Source organism: Nitrospira sp. (assembly GCA_029194665.1).
GTDB lineage: Bacteria > Nitrospirota > Nitrospiria > Nitrospirales > Nitrospiraceae > Nitrospira_D.
In genome coordinates this window covers 249,313-268,457 of the sequence record JARFXO010000002.1, presented here as the reverse complement: position 1 = coordinate 268,457, position 19,145 = coordinate 249,313, and the positions used below count along the sequence as shown (strand labels likewise).

Genomic DNA, 19,145 nt, shown 5'->3' with positions numbered 1-19,145 from the left:
TTTTGGCCATCGAGCTATCCATGATGCGCTCCCATGGCTTCAGTCGGCTCAGGACTCGATGGTAAGCAAGCGGGTAGGGTGTCATAGTCCTGCCGAAGCAAGTTTTCCAGGAGGAATGTTACGCCACGTTTTTGCTGAATCGCAACCACTGCTGCCTTACGAAGCGCCTGCAAATCAGGATGACGTTTCCACTCGTCCAGACTGATTCGGTGATGCAACACATGCATGGCCGGCGGCATCGGCGCTTCCAGCTGTTCGGGGGCGGCAATGTCCCACATGCTTAACCGCACGAAGATCCGATCGGCACATTGCGTTAAATTGGCCTCGACCTTGGTAGGAGACCCATGCAGAAAGTTCGGGGGGAAGCCGTCCGTTCCATGATGACAAGCACCACAGTACCTGTGTAACAGGTTGTGTTCGCCGGTCAGCGAGGCCTCCTGCGCTGCACCTGTTGAGTGATGGGAGGCCACCTCGTCATCCACCGGCGGCGGCATACCGCGGTCATCCAGACAGCAACGAGGGGTTACGGTGGCCCCCAATTGCCGATCAAGCGCAGCCAAAAATGTCACACGGCGGAACGGCTGCTTAGCGAATGCATCGGTTCGGCCCATCAAGGTCTCTTGTGCCACGGTACGTACCATCTGTCCGAGCCGTTCAGGCTGTCGATGCACCATGCGGTTCAGTCGATGGAGATCAGCTTTGCTGAAGAACTGCGCACAGGCGGCCAGTACTCGCTCGAGTGTCTGTGGAGTATCAGGGACGGTCCATACCTCAAGCGGTTCGCGAGGCAACGTCGGTTCGTGCGGTCCCCGAAACAGGGACCGTGGTTCTCTTCCCTCAAGAGCAGTCGCTTCCACCTCACTGAGACCGGGGAACTCACTCACCGCGACATAGCGAAAGGGATTGCGATTGGGAATATCAGGATTGGGAATGGCCAATCCATGCGGCCAGCGTGCACGCCATGCGGCAAGAAAGGAGGGTGGCTCGACAGGGGCCTCGCCTGTCCGCCAATCCTGGGGCAAGCTTTTCGACAGCGCATATCGGAGCACCCACTCGATCAGTTCGGCTCGACAGCTGATCGACTGCTCCGGTTGACCGGCCTGTTCACATCCCTCACGCCAGAGCAGCTGGACCAGCGAAATCTCATTGGCTCGATCAGTGGCATCATCGAAGGCTTGAAGCACTCCCACTCCTTGTCGAATGGGAAAGCCGTGGTACGGGCGACGTTGATGGACAAGCAGGGCGGCGATTTTTGGATTCACGTTGGTTTCGTCCCACATGGGGCGGGAAAAGATGGGGCTCTGATTTTGATGACAGGCGGTGCAGAGCACACGATTGGCGTACCGCACGGTCGGCGTTCCACCGGCACGATAGTCATCGACAATCTGGAACTCGAACCGTGCCGCTGCCTCGTTATAACTGATGATCTCCAATACGGCGGTCTTTTCGTGATACCCGATGAAGAGCCGATCTTTGAGATGCATGCCGGATGGACCCAAAGCCGAATCCGCTTCTGTATCGACGGCGAGCACGGCTCGCGGATAGGTAAAGTACGCTCCGTCGCCGGCTCGTCGTTGCAGCGAGCGATTGACGGGAATCAGCAATCGCTTAAGGGCCGTCGTTGTACGTTCGGAGTGGAGTTGCGATTCGATTCGATCTGCCAGGGCGGGAAATGGAAAGGGGATATCGTAGACCTTTTTCCCGCTCACGTTCTTTGTAATAAGGAAATCAAACAGGGATCGTCCAATCGGCGGGAGGTTCGTCCCTGATTCGGTCGGATCAACAACCCATGGAGGTCCTCCCGAATCACGAGATACCAGGGGGGCGGGTTGCGCATAGGGAGCAGCCGCATCGCTGTAGGACCCCTCCGTATCCTGGCGGCCACATCCTGAAACACATACAGTCGTCAGGAGCAGGCATCCCATGGCAGTTACCCACCGTCTCGCCATTCGTGGCATGTAGTGACCGATCAGATCTTCATTCAACGAGTTTCCGTTAACCGGGCATGTTGGTTGCCCGCCTTGTTGGCCATCGCCGTCATGCGCTGATTGCCGATCCAACAGTCCTCGTTGACTGTCCCGGAACCGACAAACGACGCAGATTCCTTCTCCGCCACCGCCTTGCTGTAGAGGGTGAAGTTCAAGGCAAAGACTTTCTTGATGTAGGCCCGCCCAAGATAAAATCCAGGACGAATCATCCGAATTTCGTCTCGTATCTCCAATCCTTCCCGACCGGCCAGCACATCCGGCATCTCGCGGTAGCCAGGTAGGTCGTCCGTAAAGGCATAGTCGATGATGACAGATTCTCGGCGTCCATCCAGCAGGCTCTGGCCGCAATAGAGCTTCGCGGGGAACAGCAACCAGGCATCCTTGCCGTCCACATCGAGCTTTTTGATTTTCTCAACGTCAGGACCGACGATCGGCTTCAGAGCAAGCAGATCCTCAATACGATTTCGGAGCACCCCTTCGTTGCGATAGAAGACCTTTCCTTTCCAGATGAACTCACCGATGTGCTCGAGCTTGGCGGCCTTGAGATCGACGAAGAACCCTTTGATGCCTCCTCCGACGATTTCGGCGACGCGGGCTCGTTCGCTCGACCCCTTCGGGAAAAACATTTGCCCATCGTAGACTCCGTCCGGAATCGGGCCGGCGGTCAAGCGGGCGTAGATCTGATCGACCTGTTCCTGCGTGGCGCCCTTGAGATTATCCGGCGTGATCTTCATGAGATCGGTCGGCGCGAGGGGTGACTCGTGCTCCAGGCGAGCCAAGTCGACCTTGTCTGAATAGCGCTCCCCGCTTTGTGCATAGGGAACGGGTGGCGGAGGCTCATCTTTGAGGTATTCCCAAAGGGCATATGCGCACACCGCCAACCCCAGCACTATTAACCATCGTAAGTGTCTCATGGTGAATACCTCTTTTCAGGATTCATGTCGTCACAGCGTCGCTAGGAACGCGGTCAGCGCATCCTTCTCTTTATCCGAGAGATCCTCGCCGAATCGGTGCCCGTCGTTTTCGATGACGGCGAGACTGTTGCTGTAGACCTCGCGCAATTCCGCTCCAGCCTCAAGTATCGATCCCGGTTTCGCGAGCAGCTCCGTTCCCTTTTCTTGGATCGTTTTGGCGATCTGTTCACCCTTTCCCGATCCGTAGCGACCGACATACTTGGCCTTCAACTTGTCAAAGTCCACCCGCGCCGTGACGAGATCTTCCACCAGCTCCTTGTGACGAAAGTTTCCGATGCGCGCGGCCGGCGTGCCGAGCGGGAAGCGAATGGCCGTGTCGACGTAACGCTCCAGTTTGCCGTCACCCAGCTTGGGGAACAGCCGAATGGTCACCTCGTGATTGAATCCTGTCACCTTTGGAATTCGTTGAGAAGGGTTGAGTAACTCTTTCATCGACGCTTTGTAGAGCTTGAATCGTCCTTCCACGCTGGGGTCGAATATCCAACAGGGTGGAGGGGAGGCCACCGGTTTTCCATCTTTATCGACATAGGATGAGTAGTAGTGCTCGTCCAATGGACCACCGCAGACTTCGGGGCCCACGGCGTTGTTGTGCATGAAGGGAGCGTAGGCCCAGAGGCTGAGCAGCGAGATATTTCGGTAGTAGCCCCGTCCTCCGTCTGAGGGTTCCTTGAGCTGCGGATCGCCTGGCTTCGCCCGCAAGGTTTCAGAGCCGTACTCTTCCCAGACGCGGCCCTGCATGTGATTGGAATGGAGGGATCGCGAGCGGTTCGTCCCGACTTCACTCACGGGGATGAGCTTGTCGTTGCCGAGCCAATCGATGCGAATACCATTATTTTTGGGATCTGTGGAGACCGTTCGAAAATCTCGATTCTCGAACGGTGGGCTCTGGCTGGAATGGCACGTGGCGCATTTGCTCGCGAAAATCACGCGACCCTGCTCAACTGCGCCCTTCCCGAATTCCTTATTGAGCTGTTCGACGAGCGCATCGTTGTTCTTCAACCCACGGGCTTGGTACAGGTCGGCCGGGGCTCCGGTCAGCAAGAACTGAAGAATTTCCCCTAAACGGTCTTCGATCGCACGGAATTGCGGACAGTCCCGGCGCACCTGTCCGATGTCGAACGGCGTCTGGCCGAATCCACGTATCGTGGGATCGAGCTGCCGCATATCGGTGAGATGATTGACCCACCCTTCCTCCGAGCAACTGCCGATGTTGAAGTACACCCGCTGAATCGCTTCGAGCGCGCCGATGCTGTCTTCTCCCCCTTTCAGGATGTGATGGACCAATTCTTTCTTGCGGCCCCGCTCCCAACACTTGCCGTCCTTGCCCGGCTCGCACCAACAGGTCCGCTCGTCGCCGCCGGCCGGACACTGATTGGTCTTGCGCCACTTGATGATGTCTTCTTCGAACGTCGGTCGCTTGACCAGGTTGATGATGGCGTTCATGGTACCGGCGTTGTTGACCTGATCGTTGGGAATCGCGGAGGTATCGACGGCACCAGGGCGCGAATGCCCGTAGATTTGGTACTCAATGGTGTTCGGCGCCATTCCCGATCCCAAGATCTGCGCGAATCGCCCGTACTGATTGCCGACTGTGCCGGAGAGATTCTCCCATTTCGGATGGACCGGATCTTTGGGAGGGCGAATCGGATCGAAGGCAATATGACAGGCACCACAGGACATGCCGATACGATAGGGCGGCTCGATCGAGCCGTCGACCAGGTGACTCTTGGCGGGCGCTTCACGGTCCTTGCGCGGCACCACTTTGGCCGTATAGCCGTCCCACGAGTCCAGATGTCCGCCGTTAATTTTGAGCCATTTCACCTTGTCGAACTTCGGATTTGGAAATTTGCGTAACCCAAGTGCTCCGGTCGACGTCCCGAATTCAAGGTCGCAGGCCGACTGCCGCAGATCTTTTTGACCGTGCGGGTCACCCTTGGCGACCGGCACGTCCTCCAGGTCGCAGGCAGGATCGCGGTAACCGGTCTTCCCGACATGCTTGAGCAGTTCATCGTCACCCGGACAAAAGTCGAAACCATAGGTCTCGTCATAGCTCTTGGCCGGACAGTGAGGATCGCCCGGCTTACAACAATCCGGATCGTTGATCAGACCCCACCGATGGAAACGCGCGTCTCGTGCGTCACTTCGCAACACCCGATACCAATCGATCATGACGCCGAGCCGTTGTTGATAGACGTAGGTAAAGAAGCGAGCGTTGCCGGCTGTGGCATTGAACCAAATCTCCGCTCCGACCAACTCGGCATCCGTCAGCTGTTTGCCATAGTGAAATGCTGAAGCGGTGGGCTTGCCGCCGCTGGCGATAGCCTGCGCATCCCTCAGGACCGAATACCCCAAGAATAAGGCAAGGGCAAGAACGAGCGTGATGACAGTCTGTATCGATCGCATAACCATATCCTCCTGCGTCCTTATGAGCATCGTTCAAGCGCTGACGCTGCTCAACTAACGAAGCCTTCAGCCCCAGGCGAGTTCTTGAGTGCGAGAGTACCGACGCATGTACGTAGAGTCAACGAGCAAGTAGCTTGCCTAGGAGCGTATCGTAGACAGTCCTCAAATCTGTGAAGATTATGAGTGAATGCCCGCAGCAAACGCCGAAGTAGTATCTGATTGGATACCGAGGTGGATCAGAAAGGATACAGTTGATAGGTCTTTGGCTCGTGAGATGATGCCTATCACAGTGGTTAGCCCACAAGAGAAACGATTTTCAGACTCCAAGCCATTGATCTAGAGGGCTTGTTTCTTGACAGGGGAAAAGTATTCTTGCTAGCTTGGCGCTTGTTTTCAGAGCAGACATCCGTTCTTTGCCCAACCAGGTTGTATCTCCGTGAATTTTCAAGACCTTATTCTCGCCCTCCATCGTTTCTGGGCCGATCAAGGCTGTGTCGTTCATCAACCCTATGACGTGGAAATGGGTGCAGGCACGTTTCATCCGGCCACGTTCCTGCGATCACTCGGACCGGAACCATGGCGGGCGGCCTATGCGCAGCCCTGCCGCCGTCCGACTGATGGCCGCTATGGCGAAAACCCCAACCGTCTCCAGCACTATTATCAGTACCAAGTCGTGCTGAAGCCTGCACCGGACAATATCCAAGAGCTGTATCTAGAGAGTCTGTCCCGGCTGGGAATCAATCCAAAGGAGCACGACATTCGCTTCATCCAAGACGATTGGGAGTCGCCGACGCTGGGAGCCTGGGGACTTGGCTGGGAGGTGCGTCTGGATGGAATGGAAATTACCCAGTTTACCTACTTTCAGGAGATCGGCGGGATTGAACTGGCTCCGATCACGGGCGAAATCACGTACGGCACGGAGCGCATCGCCATGTATCTGCAAGCGGTGGACAACGTGTTCGACCTGGTCTGGACGGACTCGATCAAGTATGGCGATATTCACCATGAAACTGAGGTGCAGGGGTCGCGGTACAACTTCGAGGAAGCGGACGTCAGCATGCTCATGCAAGCGTTCCAGGCAAACGAAGCCGAGTGCAAACGATTGCTCGCGCAGGCCGACAAGCGCTTGACCTTGCCCGCTTACGACTATTGCATCAAATCATCCCATGCGTTCAATCTCTTGGATGCGCGCGGCGCCATCAGTGTCGCGGAACGGACCGGTTACATTGCGCGGGTGCGGGCGCTGGCGAGGCAATGTGCCGAGCGCTATATCGAGGAGCGGGCTTCGATGGGGCATCCGCTCATGAGGATGCAGGTGACGCATCGATGAAACGCACGCTCGTGAAGAAACCTCGGCAAAAACCCCGCAGTCTCAAATCGACCGCCGAGTTCTTGTTCGAGATCGGCATGGAGGAGCTGCCGTTTGAATTTGTCGCGCCGGCCCTCACGGCCCTTCGAGAATCAGCCGACCGTATGTTTCAGGATGCGCGATTGTCGTTCAAGTCCGTCAACACCTATGGGACACCACGACGGCTCGTCTTGGTCGTGGACGATTTGCTTGCCCATCAAACTGCGGTTGTCAAGGAAACGATGGGGCCATCGAGAATGGTGGCATTCGACCAGACCGGTCAACCCACTAGAGCAGCGATGGGGTTCGCAACGGGCCAGGGCGTTGCAGTGGAAAGTTTGGAGCTTCGCGAAACCCCGAAGGGCGAGTATCTTTTCGCGGTCAAGCACGATGCGGGGCGGGAGACCGCAACCCTTCTTACGGAACTACTGCCTCACCTTGTCGCAAAGATTTCTTTTCCCAAGGCCATGAAGTGGAACGAAACGGGCCTACGTTTTGCCAGGCCCGTACGGTGGATCGTTGCGCTCTTCGGGGGAAGTGTCGTGCCGGTGGAGATAGCCGGCATCCGGGCAGGCAATCGCACGTTCGGTCACCGCGTGATGGGCGGCGGAAAACCTATCATCGTGAGGGATTTCAAGACCTATAGCCGTGAACTCGAACGGCGAGGGGTGATGGTTGATCCTGAGCGACGCCGAGCCAAGATTCAGACACACATCGACGGTCTTTGTGCCGAAGCGGGCGTTGCTTTGAATGCAGATGATGCCCTGCTCGATCAAGCGGTGTACACCACGGAGTGGCCTTGTGCCCTCCTAGGCAACTTCAAACCGGAGTATTTGGCGGTTCCACCGGAAGTCCTGATGACGTCGATGAAGCACCATCAAGGATTCTTTTCGGTCAGGGACAAGCAGTCCGGCAAGCTGGCGCCTCATTTCATCACAATCGCCGACAATGAACCTCAAAATATGTCGCTGATTCGGACGGGGAACGAACGGGTGCTGGCAGCGAGATTGGCCGACGCGAAGTTCTTTTTTGACGAGGACCGTAAGGTGAAGTTGGAGGAACGGGGGAAGAAACTCGCCGGCGTCACGTTCCATCAGAAGCTCGGCACGATGGCTCACAAGGCGGAACGAGTCTGCAAGCTTGCTCGTCTCATTGCCGGCTCGCTGGCGCTTCCACAGGATTCTATCGAGGCCTGTGCGAGAGCAGCCCAACTCTGTAAAGCGGATCTGCTGTCCGGCATTGTGGGGGAATTTCCGGAGCTTCAAGGCATCATGGGAGGATATTACGCGGAGCACGATGGAGAGAAGCGCGAGGTTTGCGACGCCATCCGGGATCAGTATGTTCCGCGGGGGATGGACGGGGCCTTGCCGGAAACGACCGAAGGGCTCGTGCTGGGACTAGCCGACAGGCTCGATACGATCGTGGCTTTTTTTCAGGCCGGCATCATCCCAAAGGGGTCAGAGGATCCGTTTGCCTTGAGGCGGCATGCTTTGTCGGTCGTGCGAATCGTGATTGAAGGCACCATCAAATTAGACCTGCGTCGGATGCTCACGAGCGTCAGGCAGGGCCTGGAGACTGATGTCAAACCGGCAGCGTCGAGCGTAGAGGATCCGTTTGGATTCATCATTGAGCGGTTTCGGTTCTACATGAAAACGACGAAGAACCTGCGGGATGATGTGATGCACGCTGTCACGGGGTCCGTCACGAACGAATGCGATTTGATCGATCTTGCTCGCCGAATGGAGGTCCTACAGACCACCGCTTCCCTTCCGGAATTTGACCCCTTGATCGTCGGGTTCAATCGAGCGAACAATATCTTAAGGAAAGAGGGAGTGAGGAGGTCGGAGCCGACCGCGGTGGACTCATCGTTGTTCAAAGATGACGCGGAGCGCGAACTCCATACGCGATTGCAATCAATGGAAGAAAGGTACGACAGGCTGATCGAGCAGCGTCAGTATAAGGACGCGCTTGATTGTTTAGTTCAGTTGAAGCCGTCCATCGATCGGTTTTTTGAGTCGGTGATGGTCAATGTCGAGGATTCTGCCTTGCGTCATAATCGGCTTTCGTTGCTGAGACATGTGGCGGATGGTTTCTTCGGGAGGTTCGCAGATTTTTCACAGATTGTGGTACAAGTACGGTAGATCAAATCGGACTGAGTGACAGGCATCCTGTCGTCGAGACGTGAAACAAGACTGGAGCGGCCATGGATCAGCCGAGGACGGACGTAGGCCGTCGGGCGGACAAGATCCGACGATTTTCTCTTGGCGTCTCGCTGACCTTGATGGTGCTCTGCAATGCCATCCTCCTCCTCGGGCTTAGACTCAGCGGCATCAATTTGGATGACTTGGTGAAGACACCTGAGCTGTTCAACGCAAAACAGGACGTGTGTCTTCGACTGACGTGGCAGTCATTCCCTGGCATGAACGAACCGGTTCGGCTCTGCTCGGAATGGCTTATTCTCTCCGACCCGAGCGGGAAACCTCATTATCTGCAGCCGGACACGAAGCTCAAGAAGGGACTTGACGGCCAGTATTACGTCGATCAGGGTATTCAAGCTGATTACCGATTGTTGATGCTGATCTTGTTCGTCACCGTCATTATCGTCGGTGGCGTAAGGGCGAAGTGGTTCTTGGTGAACCGCTATCGGCTTCGTCTGGAATCAACCGAGGGTCGTCGCGCGTCGCCCGCTCATTGATCCGTACTCTTCCTGGAAGGAGACATCACGTGGCAAAGAAATATGTCTACTATTTCGGCGACGGCAAAGCCGAGGGCACGTCGAACATGAAGGAACTGCTCGGCGGAAAGGGCGCGGGATTGGCCGAGATGACCAATTTGGGTATCTCAGTCCCGCCGGGCTTCACGATCACCACCGAAGCCTGCATCGAATACTACAAACAGGGCAAGAAATATCCATCCGGGATGTGGGAGGCGACGTTAGCTGCGCTGAAGCGCGTGGAGCGGTCGATGGGGATGGGGTTCGGCGATCCTGAGAAGCCGTTGCTGGTGTCCGTGCGATCCGGCGCCCGCGCATCGATGCCCGGCATGATGGACACGGTACTGAATGTGGGCCTCACGCTGAAGACGGTCGAGGGGCTTGCCGCCAAGACGAAGAATGAGCGGTTCGCCCAGGATAGCTATCGCCGTTTCGTCACGATGTTCGGCAGCATCGTCATGGGGGTGCCTCGCGAACACTTTGAAGCCATTCTGAACCACAAGAAAGAAGAAATGGGGGTGGCCCACGAGACACAATTGGATGGGCGGGCCTTGCGAGACCTTGTCGGACGATTCAAGTCGTTAGTGAAGGAGGAAACGGGGAAGGATTTTCCGGACGATCCAAATGAGCAGCTGCGGATGGCGATCAACGCGGTGTTCTCGTCGTGGAACGGCGCGCGCGCCATTACCTATCGGCGGCTGAACGGCATTCCGGACCATTGGGGCACCGCCGTCAACGTGGTGGCGATGGTGTTCGGCAACATGGGCGACACCAGCGGGACCGGCGTGGCGTTCACCCGCGATCCGAATACCGGCGAGCATAAATTCTTCGGCGAATGTCTGATGAATGCGCAGGGTGAAGACGTCGTGGCCGGCATCAGAACGCCTCTGCCGGTCAGCGCACTCGCCAAGAACGTTCCGGCTGCCTACAAGGATCTTGAACACACGTATAAGAAGCTTGAAAAACATTACCGAGACATGCTCGACCTGGAATTTACGATTCAGGAGGGCAAGCTCTACATGCTGCAAACCCGCGTCGGGAAACGGACCGGCATATCGGCGGTCCGTATCGCCGTCGAAATGGTGAAAGCAGGACTGATCACGAAGCGCGAAGCGGTGCAGCGCGTCAGCCCCGATCAGCTGGCACAGTATCTCTATCCCATCTTCGACTCAACGGTGGAATCCAGCCAGACTCCGCTGGGCAAAGGGTTGCCGGCCGGTCCCGGTGCGGCAGCAGGCAAAATCGCGTTGACGCCGGACCGCGCGGTCGAGATGAAAGCAGCAGGTCAACGTGTCGTGCTGGTCCGCGAGGAAACCAGCCCGGATGATATTCACGGCATGAACGCGGCGACCGGATTTTTGACCGCACGCGGCGGGATGACGTCGCATGCGGCGGTGGTCGCCCGGCAGATGGGCAAAGTCTGCGTGGCCGGCTGCGACGCGGTGCAAGTGATCGACGCTCAATCGGTGCGGATCGGCTCGAAGGTGTTTCGCGAAGGGGACTATATCTCCGTCAACGGGTCGACGGGGAACGTCTACGACGGCGATGTGCCGGTGGTGGAGTCGGAAATCATTCAAGTGGTGCAAGGGAAGCTGGATGCCAAGCAGTCGCCGAAGTATCAGCTGTTCGCGACGTTACTCTCGTGGGCGGACAGCGTACGCCGGTTGCGTGTCCGGGCCAACGCCGACGTGCCGGACCAGGCTAGAATTGCGAGAGGATTCGGAGCGGAAGGTATCGGTCTCTGTCGGACCGAACACATGTTCTTCGCCGAAGATCGTATTCCGATCATGCAGAAGATGATTCTGGCGCGGACGAAGGAAGAACGCGAGAAGTACTTGGAGCAACTTCTGCCGCTGCAGAAACAAGATTTTGTCGGGCTCTATCGGGAGATGCAGGGATATCCGGTCACGATTCGTCTGCTTGATCCGCCGCTCCACGAGTTTTTGCCCAAGCGCGAAGAATTGATGGTGGAGATTGCGCAGCTGGAATTGACCGAGAATGACGAGGCCAATCTCGAGGAGAAGCGCCGTTTGCTGGCCCGAGTGGAAGAACTTCATGAATTCAACCCCATGCTGGGTCTTCGTGGCTGTCGGTTGGGCATCACGATGCCGGAAATCACCCGAATGCAGGCGAGGGCGATCATGGAGGCGGCCTGCGAATTGGCGAAGGAAGGCAAGAAGATCGTGCCGGAGATTATGATCCCGCTCGTCGGCATGGTCTCCGAAATGAAGTCGCAGAAAGATCTCGTGAAAGAAGTCGCCCAGGAGACGATGAAGCGGTATGGCGTCAAGTTGAGTTACCTGGTCGGCACGATGATCGAGTTGCCGCGCGCGGCGGTGACGGCCGATCGGGTTGCGCAGGAGGCGGAGTTCTTCTCGTTCGGGACCAACGACCTGACTCAGACGACGTTCGGCTTTTCACGCGACGATGCGGCCAAGTTCATCGATTTCTATAAGACCGAGAAGATCATGGACTCGGATCCCTTTGCCGTGCTCGACCGCGAAGGCGTCGGTTTACTGATGAAACAGGCGATCGAAGGCGGGCGCAAGACAAGGTCTGAGCTCAAGCTCGGCATTTGCGGCGAACATGGCGGCGATCCCAGCTCCGTCGAGTTCTGTCATCAATTGGGATTGGATTACGTCAGCTGTTCCCCCTTCCGCGTGGCGATCGCGAGGTTGGCGGCGGCGCAGGCAGCCATCGCGGAATCGAGTGCGAAACCGGCGGGGAAAAAGGCTCGGACGGAACGCAAGCCGTCGACCTCACGCCGCAAGAGACGGTGACCAGCAGTCAACGAGATCTCTACTTCATGACCCTGGCCCTTCGCCTGGCGGCGAAGGGCCAGGGAACGACAAGCCCGAATCCGATGGTCGGAGCCTTGGTGGTTCGTCAAGGCAGAATCATCGGGGAGGGTTTTCATCTCCGACCAGGGACTCCTCACGCAGAAATTCTGGCGCTGCAAAAGACAGACAAGGGTGCTCGAGGCGCGACCCTCTATGTGACGCTTGAGCCCTGTTGTCATCTGAAGAAACGGACTCCTCCCTGTGTCCCCGAGATCATTCGTTCAGGTGTTCGTCGTGTCGTGGTCGCGATGCCCGATCCGAATCCATCAGTAAAGGGAAGAGGAGCCGCAGCACTTCGGCAGGCCGGACTCGCAATCACGATCGGCGTGGCTCGGTCTGAGGCGGAAGCACTGAACAAGTTCTATTGCCATTGGATGAAAACAAGCCGTCCCTATGTGATACTCAAGGCTGGCATGACGCTTGATGGAAAGGTCGCTACGGCAACGGGGGAGTCGCGATGGATTACGGGTACGTCCTCTCGTCGGGAGGTGCATCAACTTCGTCGTGCTGTCGATGCAATCTTGATCGGAGTAGGCACCGTTCTGGTTGATGATCCCTCACTAACAGCGAGAACGGGACCGCGACTGGATAAATTAGCTCTACGGCAGCCCCTTCGCATCGTGGTCGATAGCCGGCTGCGCACCCCGTTCAATGCACAGATCCTGGCGCAACAGGATAAGGCTAAAACGATTGTCGCGACAACTGCTGCAGCTCCAACAACTCGACGATCGGTCCTGCAAAAACAGGGTATAGAGATCCTTACGTTGCCCGCTCTGCAAGGTCGTGTTTCGCTGCCCGCTCTGCTCAAGCAGCTCGGTCGGCGCGGCATCCTGTCCCTGCTCGTGGAGGGAGGAAGCGAGATCAATGCGGCGATGATGAAGGCAAAGTTGATCGATCACATTCGGCTCTACATGGCGCCACTACTTCTTGGTGGCCAGAATGCCAAGGGTGTGATCGGGGGAGCAAGTCCGGCTCGGCTCGCTGGAGCGATCAAGTTACGCCGTATCGTGACACGATCCGTCGGCAATGATTTTGTGGTGGAAGGCGATCTGTGACTGTCTGGATAAGAGTCATCACCTTGTCAGTGGTTCTTGGCGGCGGAATAAACTCCAGCGTTGCAGAGGAGCCGGTATCGGTCGTCGAGAGTCTGACTTCGCTCGTCGTCCGGTACCTAGCAGCCCATGACAGTGATGAGACCGATCGGTTGTTGCAGCGCATTCTCCTCGACCAACATGCGTCCGTCGCAACAGTCTCTCATATTATAAGAAATGAACGGGTCTATCAGAACCAACCAGTCGGGAGTTTTCCGGAAGAACCGATCGTGATCCGTGGACAGCAGTACCCACTGTCCCTGTTCATCCCGCCGACGTACCAAGCTTCGAAGGCCTATGCATTAGTCGTGTGTCTGCATGGATTTGGTTTTACCGGCGAGGAATATTTGGAGCGATGGCGCCCACGACTGGGCGAGGACTATCTATTGGCCTGCCCCTCCTATCCCTCCGCTGCCTGGTTTACAAGGCGTGCTGAAGAGCTGGTGCTGGAGACGATCCAGCAAGTCGTGCACCGGTATCATGTGGATCCCGATCGCGTGTTTCTCACAGGCATGTCGAACGGCGGGATCGGTACGTGGTTGATTGGGATGCATCATGCGCCGTTGTTTGCCGGCCTGGCACCCATGGCGAGTGGATTGGATGATGTATTGATGCCGTTTCTAGCGAATCTTCGAAACACGCCGGTCTATATCATTCATGGGGCCAAAGATCAGGTGATGCCGGTGGAGCTGAGCCGCTCGATCGCCCGAGAGCTGGACAGGCTCGGCTATCTCTATGTGTATCGCGAGCATCAACGTGAGCATTCCATGGCAGGTGGGCACTATTTCCCCAGAGAGGAGTTACCGGACCTTGTTGACTGGTTCAATCGTCAGCGCCGTGACCCCTTGCCGACCAACCTGACCGTCGTCCGTGACGGGAGCCACTTTCAGTCGTTCAACTGGATCCGCCTCGATGCGACCGATCCGATCGCGGCATTTTCAGATGATTTGGTTGACAAACGTGACGAACGAATCAAGCGTCGAGTGTATGCCAGGCTTGACGCCTGGATTGCCGCACGCAATCGCATTGAGGTGAAGGCCGAGCATGTTCGACGGTATAGCCTATTCCTGAACGAGCAATTGATCGATGTCTCCAAACCGCTCACGGTGGTGACGAACGGCCGTCTCTCGTTCGAAGGAACTGTGACTCCATCAGTCGAAACCCTGTTGAGACAAGCCAGACTGCGACAGGACCCTGAGCGACTCTTCCCCGTTCATCTCACGATTGACACAGCGAAGCCGGCTTCATGATCTCTGCGTGGCGGTTCCAGCGTAGGAGCCTGTCCGACATTGACCTTTCTACTGCGGCAAACGATGTATCGGCATCTGCTTCGTTCTCGGCCCCGAAAAATCCTCAACGTATTCCAGTGAATACGCTTCCGGTTTTTCGTGACCTGTGGCCTTGCATCTGCCGGCACCTCCTTCACCTCGTAACGAACGGCAATGTCGGACAGACTCCTTGTCCTGTGACTCACATGCTTGTGGTGTGGATCGTTATGGGGATTCTTGTGTCTGCCGGGTATGGCCGGGCGGAAGCCTGCACATTGCCCCCCGATCATGCCGGGCTCCTATTTCCCGTCGAACGAGTGAATCCCGACTGGGCCTGTAGACTGCAAGCCATCATTCAGAATCATACGACCGAGAGCAGGCTCGGCCCGATCCGAACCGCTCTATCCGAACCGCTGTATCGGCATCTGTTGGATCATCCTCCCTTTACAGCAGATATGATCAGGCGCCTGCACCTCGGTCGTTACCGATCGGAAGCGCGAGGCCCGGGCCGCTTCTGGGGCGATGACGGCGAGGGGACAAAGGGCATCGTTGAGCTGGTGTACGAGGATCCTACGAGCCGCATCTACTTTCTTGAGGGAATTCATGAAGGCCGGTTGCTTCCTCACGTGACGGGGAAAGCAGTCGTCTTTCTCAGGACCGGTGCCATGCGAGACGCGAACAACAATGAAACGACGAACAGCACATTGGTGGCGTACACCAAGTTGGATAATCGTTTTCTTTCAGGATTGGTTTCCCTGCTGCATCCGCTGGTTTCTAAGGTCGTGACAAGCCGGTTGCAAAAGGGAGTGGAGACTGTCGATCGGTTGGGAGTAGTGATGAGGCTGGATCCTGAACGGGTGATGTCTGAACTGGCGAACCCGCCGGCTTTACCGGAGCATCACGTGGCGTTCCTGAAACAGACGCTGATGGGTCCATAGAGCACAAGCGAAGGTAGCTTGGACGGTAGGTCGATCCCATGACGACATCGCGCAGTTTCGTGCTGATCTGTACGGTCGGTATCTTTTGCTTCATCAGCTACAACATGGTGCGGATGCCCGCGCTTTCCTTGTTCGCCGAATCGCTCGGCGCGAGCCCGGAGCGGATCGGTCTGATCGTGTCCGTTTCGACCTTGACGGGTGTCTTGCTGAAACTGCCGTCCGGCGCCCTCTCCGATATCTATGGAAGGCGATTTTTGCTGCGGATCGGCGTGGTAGCGTTCGGGCTACCGCCGTTTCTCTATCCCTTCATTACGAACTTGGATGCGCTGACGGCACTACGGTTTCTTCACGGGTTTGCAACGGCCATCTTCGCTCCGAGCGCTCTAGCCACCGTGGCGGAGCTCTATCGGGAACGACGTGGTGCGGCCCTCGGGACCTATACGGCATGCACCCAGTCCGGTTCTCTCTTGGGCCCCTTTCTCGGAGGGTACCTCGTCCATGCGGCGGGCTTCCCCACAGCGTTTGTCACGGCCGGCGTCTTCGGCTGCATCGCCATGCTGTTGTTCTATAGCCTTCATCTCGACGTCTCGGTGCCGGATAGGAGGGAACAGGGGCTGACTGTGGTGCTGTCCGAAATGTGGAAGGGGTTTGCCGTCGTCGCCAAAAACAGCAAGGTGCTGATCACCAGCATGACCGACGCCGCCAAGATGATCGCGAATGGAGCATTGATGGCGTTTCTGCCGTTGTACGGAGTTGCCGTAGGTTTGAATCCCGGCGAAGTCGGGCTCTTGTTTACCGTCCAAGCCTTTACGTCGTTCTTCTCCAAGCCGATTATGGGGCGGATATCAGACCGAGTCGGTCGTCAGCCGCTGATTGTCCTTGGTCTAACGATATGCGCCGGATCCTTCGTCTGTATCCCATATGTAGCGATGTTTCCCGTCCTGCTCCTGCTGTCGGCCGGATTTGGTTTCGGCGAGGCGGTGGTGTCTTCATCTTCCTCGGCTCTTGTCGCAGATAGTTCAGAGTTTAAGACGCTCGGAGCCGGTATGGGGATGCAGGGGACGATCATGGATATCGGGCATGCCAGCGGACCTCTGTTGGCAGGCCTGCTGATCGCGCGCATGAGTTATGGAGGCGCCTTCATGGTCATTGCAGGCCTGCAGATCACAGCAGCTGTCGTTTTCTGGCTGGCTATGAGGAAGAAATAACAAAAAGTCGTTATACTATGCGGCGGCATTGAATCATCAACTGCTACTTGAGATTTGAAAACCGAGAATTAGAACATGTTCACCGGTATCGTCGAAGAAATAGGCGCCATTACCGTCCTGAGAAGAACGCTTGCGGGAACCAGGCTCACGATTCTGGCCTCGACGGTGATGAGCGACCTGAAGATCGGTGACAGCGTGAGTGTGGATGGAATCTGTCTCACGGTCGTATCGAGAAGCGAGCGTGACTTTTCCGTAGAAGTTTCTCCCGAAACACTTGCGGTGACGACGCTCGGCAGCTTCGCCGTGGGACTGCCGGTCAATCTAGAGAGGGCCATGAGGCTCAACGAACGCATCGGCGGGCATCTTGTCGCGGGTCATGTGGATGGGATCGGTATCATTCGCAGCCGGCATCAGGACAGCAATGCCATCCGGTTCACCATCGGAGCGCCTCCGGAGATTCTGCGCTATTGTGTCGCAAAGGGCTCAATTACCGTCGATGGGATCAGCTTGACCATTAATGATCTGAGCGATAAGAGCTTTTCCGTCGCCATCATTCCACACACGGCGAAGGCGACGACGCTTGGCCTGAAGGGGGAGAATGATCCCGTCAATCTCGAATCGGACCTCATCGGCAAGTACGTCGAGCGGCTGCTCCAGGAGCGTGGTCAACTCCCTAAAGCCACCATCAGCATCGACAAGGATTATCTCCAGAAGCGTGGGCTGATCTGAAGAAGTATTAGGGAAGAATAGCGGGGCGGTCGCAGGCTTCAGATTGCTGCCTTGATCTTTGCGGTTTCCCAGTCGCCTGTCGTGCGATTAACACTGCTGGATGCCGCGCTTAGGTCGATCGGCTTAAACATAGTTCTGTTCGCAAATGAGTTGCCGTCGGTGACCAACTTACGTATGCTGGGTGCAACAGAGAGGTGGCTATGGGTACTGCGGCAGACAAGATACTTGAAGAGGCCCTTTCGCTGCCGGCTGACGAGCGGGCGGGCTTGGTGGAAAGGCTCATCCAGAGTCTAAACTTGCCAACTCAGGCTGAGATCAATCGACTGTGGGTAGAGGAAGCAGAGCGGCGCGTTTCCCAGATTCAGGCAGGTATGGTTGAACTCGTCCCAGGTGAACAGGTTTTCGCAAAGATCCGAGCGAAGTACCAGCGGTGAGATTCACCTTTCATCCTGAGGCGGAAACCGAATTCGATCAAGCGGTTGCTTACTATGAGCACAGACAAACTGGACTCGGTCTCGAGCTTGCTGATGAAGTCTTAGCGACCATTGCCAGAATTCTTGACTATCCGCAGGTAGGATCACTTTTCTCCAAAAACACGCGGCGCTGCCTGACAAATCGCTTTCCTTACGGGGTTATATACCAGGTGCACATGGACATGGTGCGGATTATCGCTGTGGCACATCTGAGTCGCCGTCCTGGGTACTGGGAAGAGAGGGTATAGCAGAACAAGCGGCTGCACACGGACGTCGTTTTGTGGCGCCGGTGAGCCGCCTCAGTAAGCGGTGAAATGGAAGTGAGTCATGACGAAATTACGGTGAGAGTAAGTCCCGAAGACCATGCGACGGCGAGGGATCTCGTCGAAAAGTATACCGCGGCCCTGGGTGTCGATCTCTACTTCCAAAATTTCGCCGAAGAGATTGCGAACCTCTCCAGCATCTTACAGGCTGCCGTAAGAACAAATAGGATCCGCCATGAGTAGTGACTTAGCGTCGCCATCATTCCACACACGGCGAAGGTCACGACGCTTGGCCTGAAGGGGGAGAATGATCCCGTCAACCTTGAATCAGACCTCATCGGCAAGTACGTCGAGCGGCTGCTTCAAGAGCGTGACCAGCTTCCTAAGTCGTCTATTGTGATAGACAAAGACTACCTCCAAAAACGTGGGTTGATCTGATTTGTAGCGATCGGCCTTCAGCTTCGGCACTCAGCCCAGTTGAGGGAGCGCTGCTTCGCCCACACCTGAGTTAAAACCTCTCCGGTTCCTGCGTCATCAACCCTGCCGAAAAATGGAATCAATTCTCAGGAGTCCGGCTAGCTGAGACTTGACAGAGCCACTGGCTCGGCGCAAGAATTTGCCGCCCCTGTTCCGGCTCCTCATGGATATGGGAAGGGATAAAGCATTGATCATGCCGTCAGCTCCGATTCGGATCAGACCGGGTGAGGATGGACAGCTGATCGTGCAGCTCCCGTATTCCCCCGATCATGTGGCAAAGATCAAGACGCTGGCAGGCCGCCGCTGGCATGCTCGAGAACGGCATTGGACAGTTCCCCAGGAGCAAGAGACGCTCGGCACACTGCTGAGTCTCTTTCCTGGGAAACCCGTCGACGTCGATCCGGTGCTTGGGGCCGTGAGAACCCACGATAA

14 protein-coding genes are annotated in these 19,145 nt (G+C 56.6%); 10 read left to right on the top strand and 4 right to left on the bottom strand.

Features of this window, described 5'->3' with window-relative positions:
* Positions 1-14 precede the first annotated feature (14 nt).
* The 3 genes from P0119_06935 to P0119_06925 are packed head-to-tail and all read right to left on the bottom strand — an operon-like array spanning position 15 to position 5,365.
* A complete protein-coding gene (locus tag P0119_06935; GenBank protein ID MDF0665796.1) occupies positions 15-1,925 on the bottom strand; it encodes a hypothetical protein in 1,911 nt (636 codons plus the stop codon).
* Between the two features lie 56 nt (positions 1,926-1,981).
* Positions 1,982-2,902: a hypothetical protein gene (locus P0119_06930; protein MDF0665795.1), complete on the bottom strand. Its 921-nt coding sequence runs from the start codon at positions 2,900-2,902 to the stop codon at positions 1,982-1,984.
* A gap of 30 nt (positions 2,903-2,932) precedes the next feature.
* The gene (locus P0119_06925; GenBank protein MDF0665794.1) at positions 2,933-5,365 is read right to left on the bottom strand and encodes a hypothetical protein; all 2,433 of its coding nucleotides are present in this window, start codon (positions 5,363-5,365) and stop codon (positions 2,933-2,935) included.
* A 436-nt stretch (positions 5,366-5,801) separates the two neighbouring features.
* Between P0119_06925 and P0119_06920 the strand changes: the two genes are divergently transcribed.
* The 10 genes from P0119_06920 to P0119_06875 all read left to right on the top strand — a co-directional run bounded on the left by P0119_06920 (position 5,802) and on the right by P0119_06875 (position 17,934).
* Positions 5,802-6,695 carry a glycine--tRNA ligase subunit alpha gene (locus tag P0119_06920; GenBank protein MDF0665793.1) on the top strand — a complete coding sequence of 298 codons (894 nt, stop codon included), beginning with the start codon at positions 5,802-5,804 and terminating at the stop codon, positions 6,693-6,695.
* On the top strand, positions 6,692-8,854 hold the full coding sequence (gene glyS / locus P0119_06915; protein ID MDF0665792.1) for a glycine--tRNA ligase subunit beta: 2,163 nt from the start codon (positions 6,692-6,694) through the stop codon (positions 8,852-8,854). The genes P0119_06920 and glyS overlap by 4 nt, the downstream gene beginning before the upstream one ends.
* Positions 8,855-8,916: 62 nt before the next feature.
* A complete protein-coding gene (locus P0119_06910; protein ID MDF0665791.1) occupies positions 8,917-9,408 on the top strand; it encodes a hypothetical protein in 492 nt (163 codons plus the stop codon).
* A gap of 29 nt (positions 9,409-9,437) precedes the next feature.
* Complete coding sequence (gene ppdK / locus P0119_06905; protein MDF0665790.1) at positions 9,438-12,206, top strand: pyruvate, phosphate dikinase; 2,769 nt, start codon at positions 9,438-9,440, stop codon at positions 12,204-12,206.
* On the top strand, positions 12,203-13,321 hold the full coding sequence (gene ribD / locus P0119_06900) for a bifunctional diaminohydroxyphosphoribosylaminopyrimidine deaminase/5-amino-6-(5-phosphoribosylamino)uracil reductase RibD (protein MDF0665789.1): 1,119 nt from the start codon (positions 12,203-12,205) through the stop codon (positions 13,319-13,321). The genes ppdK and ribD overlap by 4 nt, the downstream gene beginning before the upstream one ends.
* Positions 13,318-14,607, top strand: coding sequence for a hypothetical protein (locus P0119_06895; protein ID MDF0665788.1), 1,290 nt, complete (start codon positions 13,318-13,320; stop codon positions 14,605-14,607). Before ribD ends, P0119_06895 begins: the two co-directional genes overlap by 4 nt.
* Before the next feature lie 245 nt (positions 14,608-14,852).
* A complete protein-coding gene (locus tag P0119_06890) occupies positions 14,853-15,563 on the top strand; it encodes a hypothetical protein (GenBank protein MDF0665787.1) in 711 nt (236 codons plus the stop codon).
* A gap of 38 nt (positions 15,564-15,601) precedes the next feature.
* On the top strand, positions 15,602-16,771 hold the full coding sequence (locus tag P0119_06885; GenBank protein MDF0665786.1) for an MFS transporter: 1,170 nt from the start codon (positions 15,602-15,604) through the stop codon (positions 16,769-16,771).
* Positions 16,772-16,846: 75 nt separating this feature from the next.
* Positions 16,847-17,500: a riboflavin synthase gene (locus P0119_06880; GenBank protein MDF0665785.1), complete on the top strand. Its 654-nt coding sequence runs from the start codon at positions 16,847-16,849 to the stop codon at positions 17,498-17,500.
* Between the two features lie 200 nt (positions 17,501-17,700).
* Positions 17,701-17,934, top strand: coding sequence for an addiction module protein (locus P0119_06875; GenBank protein MDF0665784.1), 234 nt, complete (start codon positions 17,701-17,703; stop codon positions 17,932-17,934).
* A 629-nt stretch (positions 17,935-18,563) separates the two neighbouring features.
* Here the strand turns inward: P0119_06875 and P0119_06870 are convergent.
* Positions 18,564-18,704, bottom strand: coding sequence for a hypothetical protein (locus P0119_06870; protein ID MDF0665783.1), 141 nt, complete (start codon positions 18,702-18,704; stop codon positions 18,564-18,566).
* Positions 18,705-19,145 lie beyond the last annotated feature (441 nt).